Origin of the sequence: Streptomyces sp. ISL-87, from assembly GCF_018614095.1 — a bacterium.
Taxonomy (GTDB): Bacteria; Actinomycetota; Actinomycetes; order Streptomycetales; family Streptomycetaceae; genus Streptomyces.
The window spans coordinates 53,535-69,456 of record NZ_JAGGOY010000024.1; the positions used below are offsets into that span (position 1 = coordinate 53,535).

The 15,922-nt window shown below is 68.8% G+C and carries 12 protein-coding genes; 6 read left to right on the plus strand and 6 right to left on the minus strand.

The features are described from left to right. Positions 1–6: 6 nt before the first annotated feature. The 5 genes from J7I97_RS09240 to J7I97_RS09260 all read left to right on the plus strand — a co-directional run bounded on the left by J7I97_RS09240 (position 7) and on the right by J7I97_RS09260 (position 5,982). Positions 7–1,218, plus strand: a complete 1,212-nt coding sequence (locus J7I97_RS09240; protein WP_214932638.1) for a cytochrome P450 — start codon at positions 7–9, stop codon at positions 1,216–1,218. Then, positions 1,215–2,162 carry a 2-dehydropantoate 2-reductase gene (locus tag J7I97_RS09245; protein ID WP_214932640.1) on the plus strand — a complete coding sequence of 316 codons (948 nt, stop codon included), beginning with the start codon at positions 1,215–1,217 and terminating at the stop codon, positions 2,160–2,162. Before J7I97_RS09240 ends, J7I97_RS09245 begins: the two co-directional genes overlap by 4 nt. Next, entirely contained in the window at positions 2,159–3,250 is a 1,092-nt protein-coding gene (locus tag J7I97_RS09250; RefSeq protein WP_214932642.1) for a histidinol-phosphate transaminase, read from the plus strand. Before J7I97_RS09245 ends, J7I97_RS09250 begins: the two co-directional genes overlap by 4 nt. A 135-nt stretch (positions 3,251–3,385) precedes the next feature. Further along, the gene (locus J7I97_RS09255; protein WP_214932644.1) at positions 3,386–5,257 is read left to right on the plus strand and encodes a RiPP maturation radical SAM C-methyltransferase; all 1,872 of its coding nucleotides are present in this window, start codon (positions 3,386–3,388) and stop codon (positions 5,255–5,257) included. Next, on the plus strand, positions 5,254–5,982 hold the full coding sequence (locus tag J7I97_RS09260) for a DUF5825 family protein (RefSeq protein WP_214932647.1): 729 nt from the start codon (positions 5,254–5,256) through the stop codon (positions 5,980–5,982). Before J7I97_RS09255 ends, J7I97_RS09260 begins: the two co-directional genes overlap by 4 nt. A gap of 309 nt (positions 5,983–6,291) precedes the next feature. On the opposite strand, the gene J7I97_RS09265 is transcribed toward J7I97_RS09260, so the two are convergent. From J7I97_RS09265 to J7I97_RS09285, 5 genes are read right to left on the minus strand one after another with little or no spacing between them, the layout of a single operon-like run. After that, positions 6,292–7,194, minus strand: a complete 903-nt coding sequence (locus tag J7I97_RS09265; protein WP_251058621.1) for a sterol desaturase family protein — start codon at positions 7,192–7,194, stop codon at positions 6,292–6,294. A 58-nt stretch (positions 7,195–7,252) separates the two neighbouring features. Next, positions 7,253–8,065, minus strand: coding sequence for an AraC family transcriptional regulator (locus J7I97_RS09270; protein WP_214932649.1), 813 nt, complete (start codon positions 8,063–8,065; stop codon positions 7,253–7,255). Continuing rightward, on the minus strand, positions 8,062–9,777 hold the full coding sequence (locus J7I97_RS09275; RefSeq protein ID WP_214932651.1) for an ABC transporter ATP-binding protein: 1,716 nt from the start codon (positions 9,775–9,777) through the stop codon (positions 8,062–8,064). Before J7I97_RS09275 ends, J7I97_RS09270 begins: the two co-directional genes overlap by 4 nt. Further along, positions 9,774–11,612 carry an ABC transporter ATP-binding protein gene (locus tag J7I97_RS09280; RefSeq protein WP_214932654.1) on the minus strand — a complete coding sequence of 613 codons (1,839 nt, stop codon included), beginning with the start codon at positions 11,610–11,612 and terminating at the stop codon, positions 9,774–9,776. Before J7I97_RS09280 ends, J7I97_RS09275 begins: the two co-directional genes overlap by 4 nt. Continuing rightward, entirely contained in the window at positions 11,609–13,069 is a 1,461-nt protein-coding gene (locus J7I97_RS09285) for an MFS transporter (protein ID WP_214932656.1), read from the minus strand. The genes J7I97_RS09280 and J7I97_RS09285 overlap by 4 nt, the downstream gene beginning before the upstream one ends. A gap of 140 nt (positions 13,070–13,209) precedes the next feature. Here J7I97_RS09285 and J7I97_RS09290 point away from each other — a divergent pair, with 140 nt between their 5' ends. Then, a complete protein-coding gene (locus J7I97_RS09290; protein ID WP_214932658.1) occupies positions 13,210–13,926 on the plus strand; it encodes a TetR/AcrR family transcriptional regulator in 717 nt (238 codons plus the stop codon). A gap of 452 nt (positions 13,927–14,378) precedes the next feature. On the opposite strand, the gene J7I97_RS09295 is transcribed toward J7I97_RS09290, so the two are convergent. Then, the gene (locus J7I97_RS09295; RefSeq protein ID WP_214932660.1) at positions 14,379–15,902 is read right to left on the minus strand and encodes an aldehyde dehydrogenase family protein; all 1,524 of its coding nucleotides are present in this window, start codon (positions 15,900–15,902) and stop codon (positions 14,379–14,381) included. Positions 15,903–15,922: the final 20 nt, after the last annotated feature.

Here is a 15,922-nt window from a genome sequence, read left to right on the forward strand (position 1 = left end):
GTCGAGATGCCGGACGTCATTCCCACCGAGTTCTTCACCAATCCCGGACCCTCTCCGCACGGAAACACGGCGGAGCTCCGCTCCAAGTGTCCGGTTCACCGGATCAACGTTCCGCCCGGCGCCCAGGCGTACGCGGTCCTCTCGAACAAGGTCGTCGAGGAAGCACTCGGTGACTCGCGGCTGTCCAAGCAGGTCGAGAACCTCCCCGCCGAGTTCCGGGAAAAGGCCGTGGACAACAGCCTCCTCGTGGTCGGCAACCTGGGGTTCGCCGACGGGCCCCGGCACACCCGGCTGAAGGAACCCATCCGCCGCGCATTCCTGCCGGGCACGGTCGCACGGCTCCGCCCGCGCATCGAGGAAATCGTCAACGATCTCATCGACGCCTTCCCGGACTCCGGCGAGGTCGACCTGCTGACCGACTTCGCGCTGCCGCTGCCGCTCACCGTCATCTGCGAGTACCTCGGGATACCGGTCGAGGACAGGCCGCTGTTCCTGCGGTGGAGCCATGTCCTCAGCCAGGGTCCGTGCACCGGAAGCGGGGAACTGAAGGCGGCGAGCGAGGAGTTCTCGGACTACTTCACCAAGCTCGCGGCCGAGCGCCGCAAGGACCTGCGGGACGACCTGCTGAGCCTGATCATACGGGCCAGGGACGAGGGCTCGTACAGCGACCAGGAGCTGCTGTCCACGCTCCTCCTGCTGATCATCGCCGGGCACAAGACGGTGGCCAACATGATCGGCAACGGAACGGCACTGCTGCTCCGCCATCCCGAGCAGCTCGACATGCTCCGCGCCGACCCTGAGCTGATCCCCTCGGCGATCGAGGAGATCCTCCGCTTCGAAGGGTCGGCCGGCTGGGCCTCGCTGCGGACCGCCGCGGAGGACATGCACCTCGGGGGGGTCGACATCCCCAAGGGGAGCTTCGTCCACCTGTCGCTGTCCGCCGCGGGTCACGATCCCGACGTGTACGACGACCCGGAGCGTTTCGACGTCACCCGGTCACCGAACCGCCACCTGTCCTTCGGCCACGGCGCGCACTTCTGCATCGGCGCCCCGCTGGCCCGGATCCAGGGCCAGGTCGCCTTCTCCACGCTGCTGCGCCGGCTGCCAGGGCTCGACCTCGCGGTGCCTCAGGAGAAGGTCGCCTGGGTCGCGGACAGCTCGCTCAGCCGGGGCCTGCAAGCCCTCCCGGTCCGAGTGGGAGAGAGGCTGCCCCGATGACGGAACCACGCGGCCCGAGCATTGCGGTGGTGGGAGCCGGCGCAGTAGGCGGCTATTTCGGCGGCCGGCTCGCCGCGGCAGGGCACGACGTGCGCTTCCTGGCCCGCGGCGAGAACCTCGCTGCGCTCAGGCGAGCGGGACTGCGCGTCACCAACGGATCGACCGACTGGTCCGTGCCCGGCGTTCGGGCGTCGGACGACCCGGACGACATCGGCCAGGTCGATTACGTGCTGCTCTGCGTCAAGACGTCGCAGCTGCCGGCGACCATCGACACCCTGGGCCCACTGGTCGGCGAGACCACTGCCGTCGTCACGGTGCAGAACGGAGTGGAGGCTCCTGAGCAGGTAGCAGCCGCCATCGGCCGCGATCGGGTACTCCCCGGCCTGGTCAGAGTCGTCGCCACGACGGTTGGTCCGGGCGAGATCAGGCACGTGGGTCCCCCCGGTGCACTGGGCTTCGCAGAGTGGGACAGCGGTGTGTCCGACCGGGTGACACGACTGCGCGAGGTGCTGCGTGACGCCTCGGTGACCGTGCCGGAGCCGAGCGACATCTGGGCCGACTTGTGGGCGAAGTTTCTGTTGGTGGCACCGATCGGCAGCCTTGGAGCCGCCACCGGCGGCGCGACCATCGGCGAACTCCGGTCGCGACCCGGAACCCGGAACATGCTGATCGCCGGCATGGGGGAAATATATGAGACCGGGATCAAGCTCGGGATCGAACTGCCGGCGGATTCCGTGGACACGGCGACGGAGCTCATGGACCGCCAGTCGCCCGACGTCACCTCCTCGCTGCAACGGGACATCCTGGCGGGAAGGCCGTCGGAGCTCGAAGCGTGGACCGGGGCCGTGGTTCGCCTGGCCGGCCGGGCGGGCCTGAGCGCTCCGGTCCACGAGATGCTCTACGAGCTGCTCGCCATGCGCCAGATCACCGGGAGTCGCCCGTGACGAACGTGAGCTTCGCAGAACGCAGCACGCTGCAGGACATGACGGCCTACCGGGCCAAAGAGTCGGCGAACGCCGACGGCAGCTCGCGCATCACCTTCGACCTTTCGAGCAACGAACTGGCTCATCCCCCGCTGGCCACCGTGCTCGCCGGGATCGAGGAAGACCTGTCGCGACTCGGCCGCTATCCCGACCCGACGGCACGGGACCTGACCGAGGAGATCGCCAGGCACCTGTGCGTCTCCACCGATGAGGTCGCCGTCGGCCCCGGGAGTGCGGGTGTGCTCCAGCAGATCCTCCTCGGACTGTGTGGTGCCGGCGACGAAGTCGTCTACGCATGGCCGGGATTCGACGCGTATCCGCTGCTGGTCGCCATTTCCGGCGCCACCAGCGTTCACGTGCCGCTGACCGCCTCCGGGCATCACGATCTCGACGAGATCCGCACCCGGGTGAATGCGCGGACCAAAGTGGTGATCCTGTGCTCCCCGCACAATCCGACCGGAACCATCATCGATCAGGGGAAGTTGCACGCTTTCCTGCATTCTTTGCCGGATCACGTGGTCACGGTCCTCGACGAGGCCTACGTGGAGTTCGAACGCGGCGGCGATCCTCCGGGCAAGCCGGAGGTGCTGCGCGCGCACGGCAAGACCGTGGTACTGCGAACCTTCTCCAAGGCGTACGGCCTTGCCGGCCTGCGGGTCGGCTATGCGGCCGGGCCACGGCAGGTCATGGCCACCGTCCGCAAGACGGCGATTCCCTTCGGAGTGACGCGCCTCGCGGAACGAGCCGCGATCCTGTCCTTGCGCAGCGGGCCCGAACTGCGTGAACGCCTGGCCGCAGTGACCGCGGCACGGGCGGAGCTGACCGCAGGCCTGAGGGAGTTGGGGCTGCCGGTCCTGCCTTCTCACGCCAACTTCGTCTGGCTCCCGCTCACTTCGGCCGCGCAGTCCTTCGCCGAGGTCGCGGCAGCGGAGGGGGTCAAGGTCCGGGCCTCTCCGGGGCAGGGTGTACGGATCTCGGTGGGCGAGGCCGAGGCACACCGAATACTGCTGAGAGCGCTCGGCCGACGGGACCGTGGAAACTGGTTCTGAAATTCATGGACTACGGCTTGAGTACTACCTGAATTTATTCCCGGCGCCTTCCCCGCCCGCCTATTCCGAGTAACCTCGGGGGAGTCGACCGGCCCGTCCCCGTATAGCGACAGACATTCTAGGGTTAGGCATCCTGTGAAAATTCTGATGATCGCCATGCCATGGCAAGGGCTGGACACCCCATCCAGCGCACTGGGAATCCTGGGGCCGTGCGTCCGCAAACAGGCCGCCGGCTGGACCGTCGATGAGCTGTACGCCAATCTCCGCTGGGCAGAATGCCTGATGCGTGAGAGCAACGGCTCCATCACGCCGGAGGATTACGGGAACACCGCGGATCAGGTGTTCCACGGCGTGGGTGACTGGGTGTTCACTCCGGCGCTGTACGACGTCGACACCTATCAGGCCGATGAGTACGCCGAGTTCCTCGAGGCGCGGGACGTGGACCCGGCACTTCCCGTCGAGATGCAGAAGTACTCCCGAGGGTTCGTCCGGGATCTCGCGGCCGAGATCGCGGCCGATCCGCCGGACGTGGTCGGGTTCACGACCACGTTCATGCAGAACGTGCCGTCCCTCGCACTGGCCAGGGAGCTGAAGAAACTCGTACCGGGCATCCTCACCGTGCTCGGCGGCAGCAACTGCGACGGAGCGCAGGGTCCCGCGCTGCACCGGAATTTCGAGCAACTCGACTTCGTGGTCAGCGGTGAGGGCGAGCGTGCCCTGCCCGCCTTGCTGAACCGCATCGCCAAGGGCGAGAGCGTCGCCGACGTTCCGGGGCTCAGCTGGCGGGACGGCGACGGGCAGACGGTGGTGAACGACCCGGCCAAGGGGGCACTGCCGTTCGCCATGGTGCCCGCACCCGATTACGACAGCTACTTCCAGGCACTCGCGAAGTCACCCATCCGGCACCACGTCCGTCCGATGGCGGTGCTGGAAACGTCCCGCGGTTGCTGGTGGGGCGAGGCCCATCAGTGCACGTTCTGTGGCCTGAACGGATCGAACATCGATTTCCGGAGCAAGGCCCCTGGGCGCATCGCCCAGGAAGTCAAGGATCTCGCCGAGCGCTACCACGTCCTCGACCTGGTCATGGTGGACAACATCCTCGACATGAAGTATCTCAATACGGCCATGCCTGAGATAGCTGCTCTCGACTGCGATCTGAGAATCCACTACGAGATCAAGTCCAACATGACGAAAGGTCAATTGAGCAGGCTGAAGGAGGCTAATGTCCTCTACGTTCAGCCCGGTATCGAGAGCCTGAGCAGTCATGTGCTGCGCCTCATGGACAAGGGCGTCAGTGGCGCGCACAACGTACGGATGCTGCGGGACGGCCAGGACCTCGGTCTCAACGTGACGTGGAACATCCTTTACGGTTTTCCCGGTGAGACCGCGGACGACTACCGCAGGATGCTCAAGAAATTTGCCGCAATCGAGCACCTGCAGCCGCCGACCGGAGCCTGGCGCATCGCGCTGGAGCGGTTCAGTCCGCACTTCGAGGACCCCACCCAAGGATTCATGTTCCGCCGGCCGTCCGAAATCTATGACTACATCTACAAGGTGCCCCGGAACGAGCTGTACGACCTCGTCTTCTTCTTCGACACCTCCGTCCAGGGAATTTCGGGCACCATAGAGGACGAGCTGAAGCAGGCAGCCGAGGAATGGACGAAGGCGTACCCGAAGAGCCTCCTCTCCTACTGGACCGATGACCGGGGCCGGGTGACCCTCGAAGACCGCCGTGCCAGCTGGCCGGAGGAAGAGATCGAGCTGGACGAGGTCCAGAGCAATGTGTACCTCGGCATGTTCCAGTGCGCCGCCCGCGAGGGCATACGCCGCCGGCTTGCCGAGAGCGGGCACGTCGTCGGGGACGAGCAGCTCGAGGAGATGCTCCGTTACTTCGTCGATCGTGGCCTGGTCTTCGAGGAAGAGGGACGCTACGTGAGCGTCGCACTTGAGGTTGACCCGTACCGCCGAAAGCTGGTCGGCGGCAAGGAGGTGGCGGCATCACTATGAGCGCGCTGATGGACATCGCTGAACTCAGGTCACGAGGCTCGGACGAGGCACGCGGAGCGGTCGGTGGCCGGCCTGCGTCCACGACCCTCACCCTCGGCTCCGACTGGGCCGAACTACCCGCTGCCATCGAGCTGGCGGCGCTCCTGCCCCGGGTGCCGGTCGCCGGGGTGCGGCTGGCCGAGCCCGTCGACCTCTCGGCACTCCCCGGTCACGTGATCGTGCGGATCATCGCGTTGCTTCGCGAATGTTCCTCGATCGGTGCTCAGGTCACGTGGTCACTGACCCTGGCCCCGGAACAGCTCGACCTGATCCCCCGGCTCGATCACCTGCCCGCTCCCGAGCGCATCACCGTGCTGGGGCAGGGAACTCCGTCCGTCGACGAGTGGCGGTCGGCCAGCAACTTCGGTCTCCTCTACTTCCGCAAGGGCCCGAAATTCCTGTCCGTCGTCGACCAGCGGCCCGAATCCAGCGGCGAGATCATCGTGGACGATCCCACCGTGATCGATGTGCTCCTCCAAGGTCTGGAGGGATGTACGTGGGCCGACATGACCCGGAACCCGGGACATGCCGCCGCCGCACGCTATCTGGTGGACAAGGGCCTGGTCATGCGGGTCGGCGATCATTGCGTGACGCTTCCCGTGCACATGCGTTCATGGCCCCTGGGCGCGGCCCTCCTGGGCGGAACCCTGGCCGCCGCCGGCAAGAAGAGAGACGACGCGGAGTAGCCGGGTCTCGTCGGGTCTAGAAGAAGCCCAGTTTCTTGGGGGAGTAGCTGACCAGCAGGTTCTTCGTGTGCTGGTGGTACAAGCCTCTGGTGGCGCTGACCTGCAAGAACGGGTGCATTCGGATGTAATCTGCGGGCCTCGGTCCGGGCATGGTCCGGATCTTGGCTGGCGCGCTTGCGGGGCCGACCCCGTACGCACGGGGATTGCTCTCACTCTCGACGAAGGGGCAAATGCCCTTACCCGCATCAGGAACAACAGGCGGACGAGGTCACCGAGACGCACAGCGACAGCGGGGAGAGGCGCGCGCTGTCAGGGGCGGGCGCCGGTGCGCGGTGCGTCGGGCCGGAAGGGTTCGCCGAGTTGGGCGAGGTAGGTGTTCGGGTAGTGGGGTTTGGCGGCCATACCCAGGTCGTCGGAGGTGAACTGCCGGTCCGGGTCGTAGGTGTAGGTGCCCATGGCGTGGTCCCAGACGAGGGTGAACAGGCCGAAGTTGACGTCGCCGATGCCGGCCCATTTCAGGTGGTGGAAGCGGTGGCCCTGGTTGAGGGCGAGGACCGGTGTGAGCAGGCCGGTGCGGTAGTCGGCGTTGGAGTGCTGGAGCAGCAGTTGGACGGCGACGGCGGTGGCGAGGACGGAGGCTACGTCGAGGGGCATGCCGAGCAGCAGCAGCGGGGTGACGCCGCCGAGGGTCTCCAGGGTCTGGTGGAGGGGGTGCTTCATCAGGCCGTTGAAGCCGTAGAAGCGTGTGACGCTGTGGTGGACCGCGTGCAGCCGCCACAGCCAGCCGACGTGGTGGCTGGCCCGGTGCGCCAGGGTGAGCCCGAGGTCGGCGACGGCGATGGCGAGCAGCACCTGGCACCACAGCGGCCAGTTGTCGGGCCACGCCTGCGGGGCCGGCGCGAGCGCGGCGGCGGCGGGCACGACGGCGAGTCCGGCGAGGGTGAACACCTCGTTGACGAACGCGTGGGCGGTGTCGCGGCGCCCGTCCCCGCGCGGGGTGTTCCACGCGGGCCGGTACGGCAGCACGCGTTCGGCGGCGAACGAGCAGCCCACCGCGAACGCCACGACCGCCAGCAGCCACAGCTTGGGGGCGTCGGCGGCGACCAGCCAGATCGCGGCGCCATTGACGCCGAGGAGCATGAACGGCAGGTACGCGTACCGGACCAGGAAGCGGGCGATGGCAAGAACGGGCGGGGCAATGGTTGTTGGCATACCGACAGCCTCGCGGTCGTGGTGTCGGGCGGGCTTGAACGGATCCGCTACCGGACCGCTACCTGTCCGGGCCGGCCGTCGGCGTCCATTGGGCGGCGGCCAGACCCTGGGAGGGGGTGATGCCGAACATGGCCTTGAACACGCGGGTCAGGTGGGCGCTGTCCGCGAACCCGGCGGCGTGCGCGGCCTCGGTGGCGTTCGCCCCGCCGCCCGCCGCGGCGATCGCAGCGTGCAGCCGCGCCCACCGCACCGCCGCCGGGAACGACCAGCCCAGCTGTTCGGCGAACAGGTGCCCCAGCCGGCTCGCCGACACCCCGGCCCGCGCGGCGACATCGCCCACCCGCACCGGTCCGTCCGCTACCGCGCCAGGCAGTACCGCCAGCGCCGCCGCCAGGGCCGGGTGCCGCGCCTCCCCGGGGGCGGCGGCGCCGAACCGGTCCAGCGCCCGTAGCACGCCCGCAGCCGACACGGCGCCCGGCGGCGAACCGGCCCAGGCGAACACGGATGCCGCGGCAGCCCAGCAAGCCACGCCGCCGCGGGCCACGGTGGCGTGCAGGGCGCGTCCGGCGGGGGTGTCCGCGTCGAGGTAGACCATCACCCCCGTCGGCGGCGGCCCCGGCGCCGGGCGTACGCGATGCGCGTGCCCGGCGGGCACGACGGCCGCTTGCACGGGCAGTTCGGTCCGCCCGTCGCCCAGCAGCACCCGGCCGGACCCGCACACCAGCACCTGCACCGCGGCGTGCGCGTGCTCCCGGGCAGCGCCGATCATCCCGGCGATCACCAGGCGGCACGGCGCTGCCTCCACCTCGACCCGCCACGCGCCCGCACCGCCCGGGTACGCCCGCCGCTGCCGTTCGTACAACCGACTCATTCACTCGCTGCCGGTGCCAGGGCAATGTTCCAGAAATCGGCGTAGCGGCCACCCCGGTGCAGCAGCTCGTCGTGGCTGCCTTCCTCCACGATCCGGCCGCGGTCCAGAAAGACGACGCGATCGGCGCGTCGTACGGTCCGCATCCGATGCGCGACCATCACCACCGTCCGGCCCGCCATCAGGTGCTCGATGCCCTCGTGGACAGCGGTCTCGTTCACCGGGTCCAGTGCGGAGGTCACCTCGTCCAGCAGCACGATGGGCGCATTCTTCAGCAGCGCTCGCGCGATCGAGACACGCTGGCGCTCACCACCCGACAGCAGTGCGCCGCCCTCGCCGACGTTCGTCGTCCAGCCGCCGGGCAGCCGCTCGATCACGTCGTCCAATCGCGCCGCGGTCACAGCCGCCCGCACCTGGGCTTCGTCGGCGTCGGGGCGACCGAGACGCACGTTCTCCTCGATCGTGCCGTCGAAGAGGTAGACATCCTGGAAGACGAAGGAGATCTGCGCCATCAACACCTCGGTGTTGATCGCGCGTACGTCCACTCCTCCCACGCGCACCGCACCCGCGTCCACGTCGTAGAACCGCGCGAGCAGCTGCAGCAAGGTGCTCTTGCCCGCACCCGACGGTCCGACGATGGCCAGTCGTTGTCCGTCCGGCACGAACAACGACGCGTCGTCGACCACAGTACGGTCGCCGTGCCGGAAGGTGACGGATCGGAACTCCAGGTCATGACGTTCCGGCCGGATCGGTTCGCGAGGTTCGGGCAGCGGCTCGGTACGCAGTACCGTGTCGAGTCTTGCCAGCTCGGAACGTGCGCCGCGGAGTTGGCCACCGATGTCCGACAGCGACAGCAGCGGATCCGCGCACCGGGCGGCCAGCACCAGGATCGCCAGAACCTCCGCAGCACCGATGTTCCCGCCCAGCGCGAGGTAGGTGCCCAGGGCCAGCACAACGGTGAACATCGTCTGCACCGCGAGGGCCAGACCCACTGCGCCGGGCAGCGCCGACAGCGTGGAACGGCGCGACGCGCGCTGGACTTCCTGCAAGGAGTCGTCGAGCAGCCGGAAGCGTTCGACGGTCCGGCCGCCGGCGCGCAGCACCGGCTGGGCCTGGAGATATTCGATGACTCGCCCGGTGGCCTCGTGGTCGCGTGCGTGGCGCTCCGCGTCGGTGGCGGCCATCGAGCGTCCCGTCCGGATCTGGATCGCCGCCACGATCGGTACGGCGGCCAGCGCGGCCAGACCCATCTGCCAATTGAAGGCGAGCATCACGGCGACGATCACCAGGGGAGTCACCAAGGCGGAGATGAACGGTGCCAGCAGATGCGCGATCACGCTCATCGCCTGGAGGACGCCGCGGCTGGCCAGGACGGACACCTCCCCGAGGCGGCCTGCATTGAACCAGCCGATGGGCAGTCGGGCCAGATGATCGCCGAGACGGTGATACGTGCCCCGCAACAGCGTGGTCCCGGCGCGGAAACCGGACAGGTCGCCGACATAGCGGAGTGCAGCGTAGACCGCGACTGCGGCCCCGAACGCGATCACCCACGGCCAGGCGTCTTCGGGCGTGCTCCCGAACAGTGCCCGCAGCACGGGAACCAGCAGCGCGTAGGACAGACCCTCTACTACCGCGGCCGTCGTCATCAGGGCCACGGTGCGACGCACCGGTTGGGCGTACTCATGGCCCAGCACGCGCAGCAGCATTCGAATCATCGGGGCTCGCCTCCTTGCGGTACGCCATCGTGGGTTTCGGTCCGGTCGGCGATCGCCGACCGCTGGGACTGCCAGAACGCGGCGAACCTTCCGTTCCGTGCCAGTAGTTCGGCGGGCTTGCCGCGCTCGACGATCGACCCGTTGTCCAGCATCACGACGGTGTCGGCGTCGGCGATCGTCTCCAGGCGGTGGGCGATGACCAGGATCGTCCGGTCACCCTCCAGCGTCGCCAGTGCCCGGCGCACCGCCTGTTCGGTCTGCGGGTCGGCGAAGGCGGTCGCCTCGTCGAGCACGAGAACGGGCGCGTCGGTGAGCAGTGCGCGTGCGATCGAGATCCGCTGTGCCTCGCCACCCGACAGCCCGGCATCTTCACCGACCACCGACTCGTATCCGCGCGGCAGCTCAAGAATCCGATCATGAATATGCGCCAGCCGGGCGGCACGCACCACGTCGTCGAGGTCGGCATGCGGTGCCGCCAGCGCGATGTTGTCCGCGACCGACGCGCGCAGCAGCCGGACGTCCTGGAAGACGAAGGAGACCGTCCGGTAGAGCTCCCGGCTGCCGAGCTCGCGCAGATCGACGCCGCCCAGGGAGACCGAACCGTGGGTCGGGTCGAAGAACCGCGGTAACAGTTGGACCAGCGTGGACTTTCCGCTTCCCGACGGGCCGACGATCGCGGTGACCGTCCCCGGCTCGAGCACCAGGTCGATCCCGCGCAGTACCTCGTGATCGGCTTCGTAGCCGAACCAGACGTCACGCAGCTCCACCCGGTGCCCCTGTGGTGCGACCGGGTGCGCGGGCTCCGGTAGCGACCGCACCTCGAGCACGTCCCGGATCCGGCCGACCGCGCGCCGGGCTGCCTGCATGTCGTCGAAGCCGTGGCCGAGGGCGGCCACGGGAGCGGTCAGGCCCAGTCCGAGCAGCAGGAAGGGCAGCAGATCGGCCGGTGCCAGGTCACCGGTCGTGATCAGAGACGCGCCGCCGATCAGCACGGCCAGCAGCACGAACGGCGGCGACAGCGCCACCTGCATCCCGGCGGCGATCCCGGAGAGACCGCGCACCATCCGGAAGAAGCTGCCGGTGAAATCGTCTACGGCCGTGAGGAATCTACGGTGGACGCGCTCACTCCCGCCGAACGCCTTGACCACCGAGATGCCCTGGACGAACTCGACGACCGAGCTCCCGATCCGCCCCATGGCCGCGTCGAACTCTTCCTGCTCGCGCAGCCGGGTAGGGGTCATCATCAGGGGGACCAGCGCCACGGCCAGCACCACCGGTATCAGCGTGATCAGCGTCATCCGCCAGTCGATGGCGAACAGGTAGATCAGCGAGACCAGCGGCACCACGAATGCGGAGACGAGCTCGCCGGGGGTGTGGGCGATGAACGGATGCACGGCACTCACGTCCTCTCCCACCACCTTCGCCAGCTCGCCGGTCCGGCGCCGGGAGAACCAGCCGATCGGTACCCGCCCCAGCCGCGCGGCCAGTTGCCGACGAAACGACAGTTGCACCTGACCGTCGAGAACGTGCCCGATCCCGGACGACGTGGCCGTGAACAGCAGTCGGACGAACAAGCCGACCGCACCCGCGATCACGACGGTCCGCACATGACCGTGATCGATCGGGCCGGGCGCCAGCAGAATGCGCCCCAGCTCGACGACTGCCAGGAGCGGCGCCAGGCCCGCGATAGCGCCGATGACCTGCAGGATCACCATGGCAGCGAAACTCCGGGCATGAGGGCGCAGCAGCCCGGCCATGTTCTGTCCCACCGCGGAATCGGCATCCGGTGGTGGTGTGGATCGCTCCATCGCCCGGGCAAGGTCGGTGGTGGTCATCGATTCCCCGCCTTCGTCAGACGGGCGGGGAGCCGATCACGGTCATCGGTCTGCTCGACCTGTGGCGACGGACCGGGTCGACGCAGGACTGCGAGGGCGATGAGGACGGCGGCGACCAGGAGCGCGGCGCCGAGGGTCAGTCCGAGCGCGTATCCGTCATTGAGGGCCTCGGGTGTGGCGGTCCGGCCGGTGCGGTGGTGGGCCGCGGCGCCGAGGGCGGCGAGTCCGAGGGAGGCGCCGATCTGGCGTGAGCTGTTGAGCAGGCCTGAGGCGGTGCCGGTCTCGTGGGGCGCGACGCCGGCGGTGGCGATGGAGACGACCGGTGCGAGGCAGAGTCCGAAGCCGATGCCGGCGAGGACCGAGGGTCCCAGGACGTCGGTGGTGAAGGCGCCGTTGGGGCTGATCAGGCCGAACCAGGCGAACCCGGTGGCGGTCAGGAGTCCGCCGGTGACCAGCAGAGTGCGGGGAACGATTCGGTAGCCGAGTTTGACGGCGAGTACGGAACCGGCGATCACTCCGAGCGCGAACGGCAGGAACATGAGTCCGGTAAGCGCCGGCCCCGTCCCGAGGACTTGCTGGAGGTAGAGGGACACGAAGTAGAACGCCGAGGCCATGGCCGCGCCGACCAGCAGGTTGTAGGCGTTCGCGCCGGCGACCGAGCGGTTGGCGAACAGGCCGAGCCGGACCAGTGGTTCGCGGGTGGTGGTCCGCTCGACGTAGACGAACGCGGCCAGCAGCGCGACGGCGACCGCCAGGGTCGTCAGGGTGACCGGTGAGGTCCACGCGTACTGATCGGTGCGGACGACGCCGAACACCAGCAGGGTCATGCCCGCCGTGGCCAGGACGGCGCCGAGTACGTCCGGACGGCCGTCGCGCGCGGTCGGCGGGCCGGCGGCGATGCCGCGCCGGGCCAGGGCCAGCGCGCAAGCGGCCATCGGTACGTTCACGAACATCACCCAGCGCCAGCTGGCGTACTGGGTGAGCAGGCCGCCCAGCAGGACGCCGAGGGCGCCTCCGGCGGCGTTCATCGCGCTCCATACTCCGAAGGCCCGGATGCGGGGCTTGCCCGTGGGAAACGTCTCGGTCAGCAGCGCCAGTGCGGCCGGAGCCAGCGCGGCGGCCCCGATGCCCTGTGCGGCTCGGGCGGCCACCAGATGCCCGGGTTCCTGGGCGAGGCCGCCGAGGAGAGAGGCGAGGCCGAACAGGCTGAGCCCGAGCAGCAGGACCCGCTTGCGGCCGTACCGGTCGGCGGCCTTGCCGCCCAGCAGGAGCAGCCCGCCGAAGGTGAGGGCGTAGGCGTGGATCACCCAGGTCAGGCCCGCTGCACTGAAGCCGAGGCCCGCAGCAATCTGTGGGAGTCCGACGTTCACGACCGAGAGGTCCAGCGACACCATGAACTGCACGACGGCCACCGCGGCGAGCGTGAGCCCTGGCCGAGCACCCGAACCATTCGTCATCACAGACTTCGTCCTCAGCGCTAACTCTGACTTTCGGAACATGTTCCGAAAGTAGCATCGGGGACCAGCCGCTGTGAACTCGAAAGGCCGAATCCGCACCGGTTTCGCGGCGGAGGAAGGCGGGACGGCATGATGGGGCAATGTCCCGAACGCCCGCACCGCACGGCCGCACCGGCCGACCACCCGTGACTTCACGTGCGCAGATCCTGGCGGCGGCCCGCCAACTCATCGACCAGGACGGCTGGGAGAAGCTGACGGTCCGCCGGCTGGCCGCTGAGCTCGGCATCGGGGCGACGACCCTGTACCACCACATCCGGAACAAGGACGACCTGCTGCTCCTGATGCTCAATCACCACCTCGACCAGATCGAGCGGCCCCAGCTGCCCAGTGACCCACGGGACCGCATCGTCGCGGCCGCCACCGCGATGCACGACGCCCTCGCGGCCTGGCCCTGGGCCGCGGAGGTCCTCTCGGTCGACGGGTTCGTCGGCCTGCTCGACGAATCGGCGCTGTGGATGGTCGAAGCCATCGTGGCCGGAGCCGACGACTGCGGATGCACACCCGCACAAACCGTCGACGTCTTCCGCAGTATTTGGTACTACACCGTCGGCGAGGTCCTTGTCCGCGCCCGCACCGCCCGCCGACGGGCCGACGACCAGCCCCTCACCTTCCGCGACGCCTTCGACGCGTCCCAGGTGCCCCACTTGGCCGCCCTCGGCAGCCAGTGGGCCGAACTGGCCGCACGGGACATCTACCCCCACGGACTCCGCACGTTCGTCGACGGACTGCTCGCACAAGCCACGCCGGCAACTCCCCGCGACGTCGGCGAGCACGAGTACCCGCGTGCCGTCGGGTGATGGTCCGCGAGAGGTCCGGATCTTGGTTGGATGGAGCTGCCAACCTCGGACCGGCCGGAGAGTTCACGCCTCAGCTGTCCCGATGACGCACCGGGTCCGTGCGGACAGACAGCTGTTTCCTCGGGGATGAAGTGGTCGATGCCGTGCAGGAGTCCGAGGCCGTAGGGGGAAGCGCCCCAGTTGCTCGGGCATGCCGAACCGGTCGCAGCCGGCGAGCATCGCGTCCCGGGGACCGGCGGTGGCTGCCGGAACAGTTCCATGTGCCGGTCCGGCGCAGGCTGGGGGACCGTGAGCGCGGACTTGGTCCGTGACTGGTCCGGCAGAGTTGACCAAGGGGAGGGGCGGACAGGGGTGAACGGTGGCAAATCGGCCGAGATCGTTTTGCGGTTTGCTGAGGGGGAGGCAGGCTGCCCGGCCCTCAAATGCCGTGCCGGGCGACCCTGTTGCTCTCCTTAGAAGAAACCCAGCTTCTTGGGGGAGTAGCTGCAAAGAATGTTCTTCGTCTGCTGGTAGTGCTCCAGCATCATCTTGTGGGTCTCGCGGCCGATGCCCGACTGCTTGTAGCCGCCGAAGGCGGCGTGGGCCGGGTAGGCGTGGTAGCAGTTCGTCCAGACCCGGCCCGCCTGGATCGCGCGGCCCGCGCGGTAAGCGGTGTTGATGTCGCGGGTCCAGACGCCCGCGCCCAGGCCGTACGCCGTGTCGTTGGCGATCCGGACGGCGTCGTCGAAGTCCTGGAAGGACGTCACGGACACCACCGGGCCGAAGATCTCCTCCTGGAAGATCCGCATGCGGTTGTCGCCCTCGAAGATGGTCGGCTGGACGTAGAAGCCGCCCGCCAGCTCACCGCCCAGGTCCTGCTTCTGGCCGCCTGTGAGGATCTTCGCGCCCTCCTGCTGGCCGATCTCCACGTACGACAGGACCTTCTTGAGCTGCTCCTCGGAGGCCTGTGCCCCGATCATCGTCTCCGTGTCCAACGGGTGGCCCGGAACGATGAGTTCGGTGCGGGCGACGGCCGCGTCGAGGAAGTCCCCGTACCGGCCGCGCTCGATCAGCGCGCGGGACGGGCTCGTACAGACCTCGCCCTGGTTGAGGGCGAACATCGTGAAGCCCTCCAGCGCCTTGTCGCGCAGCTCGTCGTCGGTGGTCCAGATGTCGTCGAAGAACAAGTTGGGGCTCTTGCCGCCGAGTTCGAGGGTGACCGGCTTCAGGTGTTCCGCCGCGTACTGCATGATCAGCCGCCCCGTGGACGTCTCCCCGGTGAAGGCGATCTTCGCCACGCGCGGGCTGGAGGCCAGCGGCTTACCGGCCTCCTCGCCGAAGCCGTTGACGATGTTCACCACGCCCGCCGGGAGCAGGTCCGCCACCAGGCTCAGCCAGTAGTGCACCGACGCGGGGGTCTGCTCGGCCGGCTTCAGCACCACCGTGTTCCCGGCCGCCAGCGCCGGAGCCAGCTTCCACACCGCCATCAGGATCGGGAAGTTCCACGGGATGATCTGGCCGACCACGCCCAGCGGTTCGTGGAAGTGGTAGGCGACGGTGTCGTCGTCGATCTGGCTGAGCGCGCCCTCCTGGGCGCGCAGGGCTCCCGCGAAGTAGCGGAACTGGTCGATGGCCAGAGGCAGGTCGGCGGCGAGGGTCTCGCGGATCGGCTTGCCGTTCTCCCAGGTCTCCGCGACGGCCAGGGCCTCCAGGTTCTGCTCCATGCGGTCCGCGATGCGCAGCAGGATGGAGGAGCGCTCGGCGACCGAGGCGCGCCCCCAGGCGGGCGCGGCGGCGTGCGCGGCGTCCAGCGCCCGCTCCACGTCCTCGGCCGTGCCGCGCGCCACCTCGGTGAAGGTCTGGCCGTTGACGGGGGAGGGGTTGGCGAAGTACTGGCCACGGGCGGGCTCTACGTACTCACCGCCGATGAAGTGGCCGTAGCGGGACGCGTACGACATGAGCGCCCCCTCGGTACCGGGCGCAGCGTAGCGGGCCATGATGTCCTCCCCTTGCCGGG

What these genes read in the sequence shown, in the direction of transcription:
- J7I97_RS09275 (WP_214932651.1), bottom strand. Translation starts at nt 9,777, where the DNA reads ATGATTCGAATGCTGCTGCGCGTGCTGGGCCATGAGTACGCCCAACCG.
- J7I97_RS09260 (WP_214932647.1), top strand. Translation starts at nt 5,254, where the DNA reads ATGAGCGCGCTGATGGACATCGCTGAACTCAGGTCACGAGGCTCGGAC.
- J7I97_RS09285 (WP_214932656.1), bottom strand. Translation starts at nt 13,069, where the DNA reads ATGACGAATGGTTCGGGTGCTCGGCCAGGGCTCACGCTCGCCGCGGTG.
- J7I97_RS09280 (WP_214932654.1), bottom strand. Translation starts at nt 11,612, where the DNA reads ATGACCACCACCGACCTTGCCCGGGCGATGGAGCGATCCACACCACCA.
- J7I97_RS09270 (WP_214932649.1), bottom strand. Translation starts at nt 8,065, where the DNA reads ATGAGTCGGTTGTACGAACGGCAGCGGCGGGCGTACCCGGGCGGTGCG.
- J7I97_RS09265 (WP_251058621.1), bottom strand. Translation starts at nt 7,194, where the DNA reads ATGCCAACAACCATTGCCCCGCCCGTTCTTGCCATCGCCCGCTTCCTG.
- J7I97_RS09240 (WP_214932638.1), top strand. Translation starts at nt 7, where the DNA reads ATGCCGGACGTCATTCCCACCGAGTTCTTCACCAATCCCGGACCCTCT.
- J7I97_RS09290 (WP_214932658.1), top strand. Translation starts at nt 13,210, where the DNA reads ATGTCCCGAACGCCCGCACCGCACGGCCGCACCGGCCGACCACCCGTG.
- J7I97_RS09245 (WP_214932640.1), top strand. Translation starts at nt 1,215, where the DNA reads ATGACGGAACCACGCGGCCCGAGCATTGCGGTGGTGGGAGCCGGCGCA.
- J7I97_RS09295 (WP_214932660.1), bottom strand. Translation starts at nt 15,902, where the DNA reads ATGGCCCGCTACGCTGCGCCCGGTACCGAGGGGGCGCTCATGTCGTAC.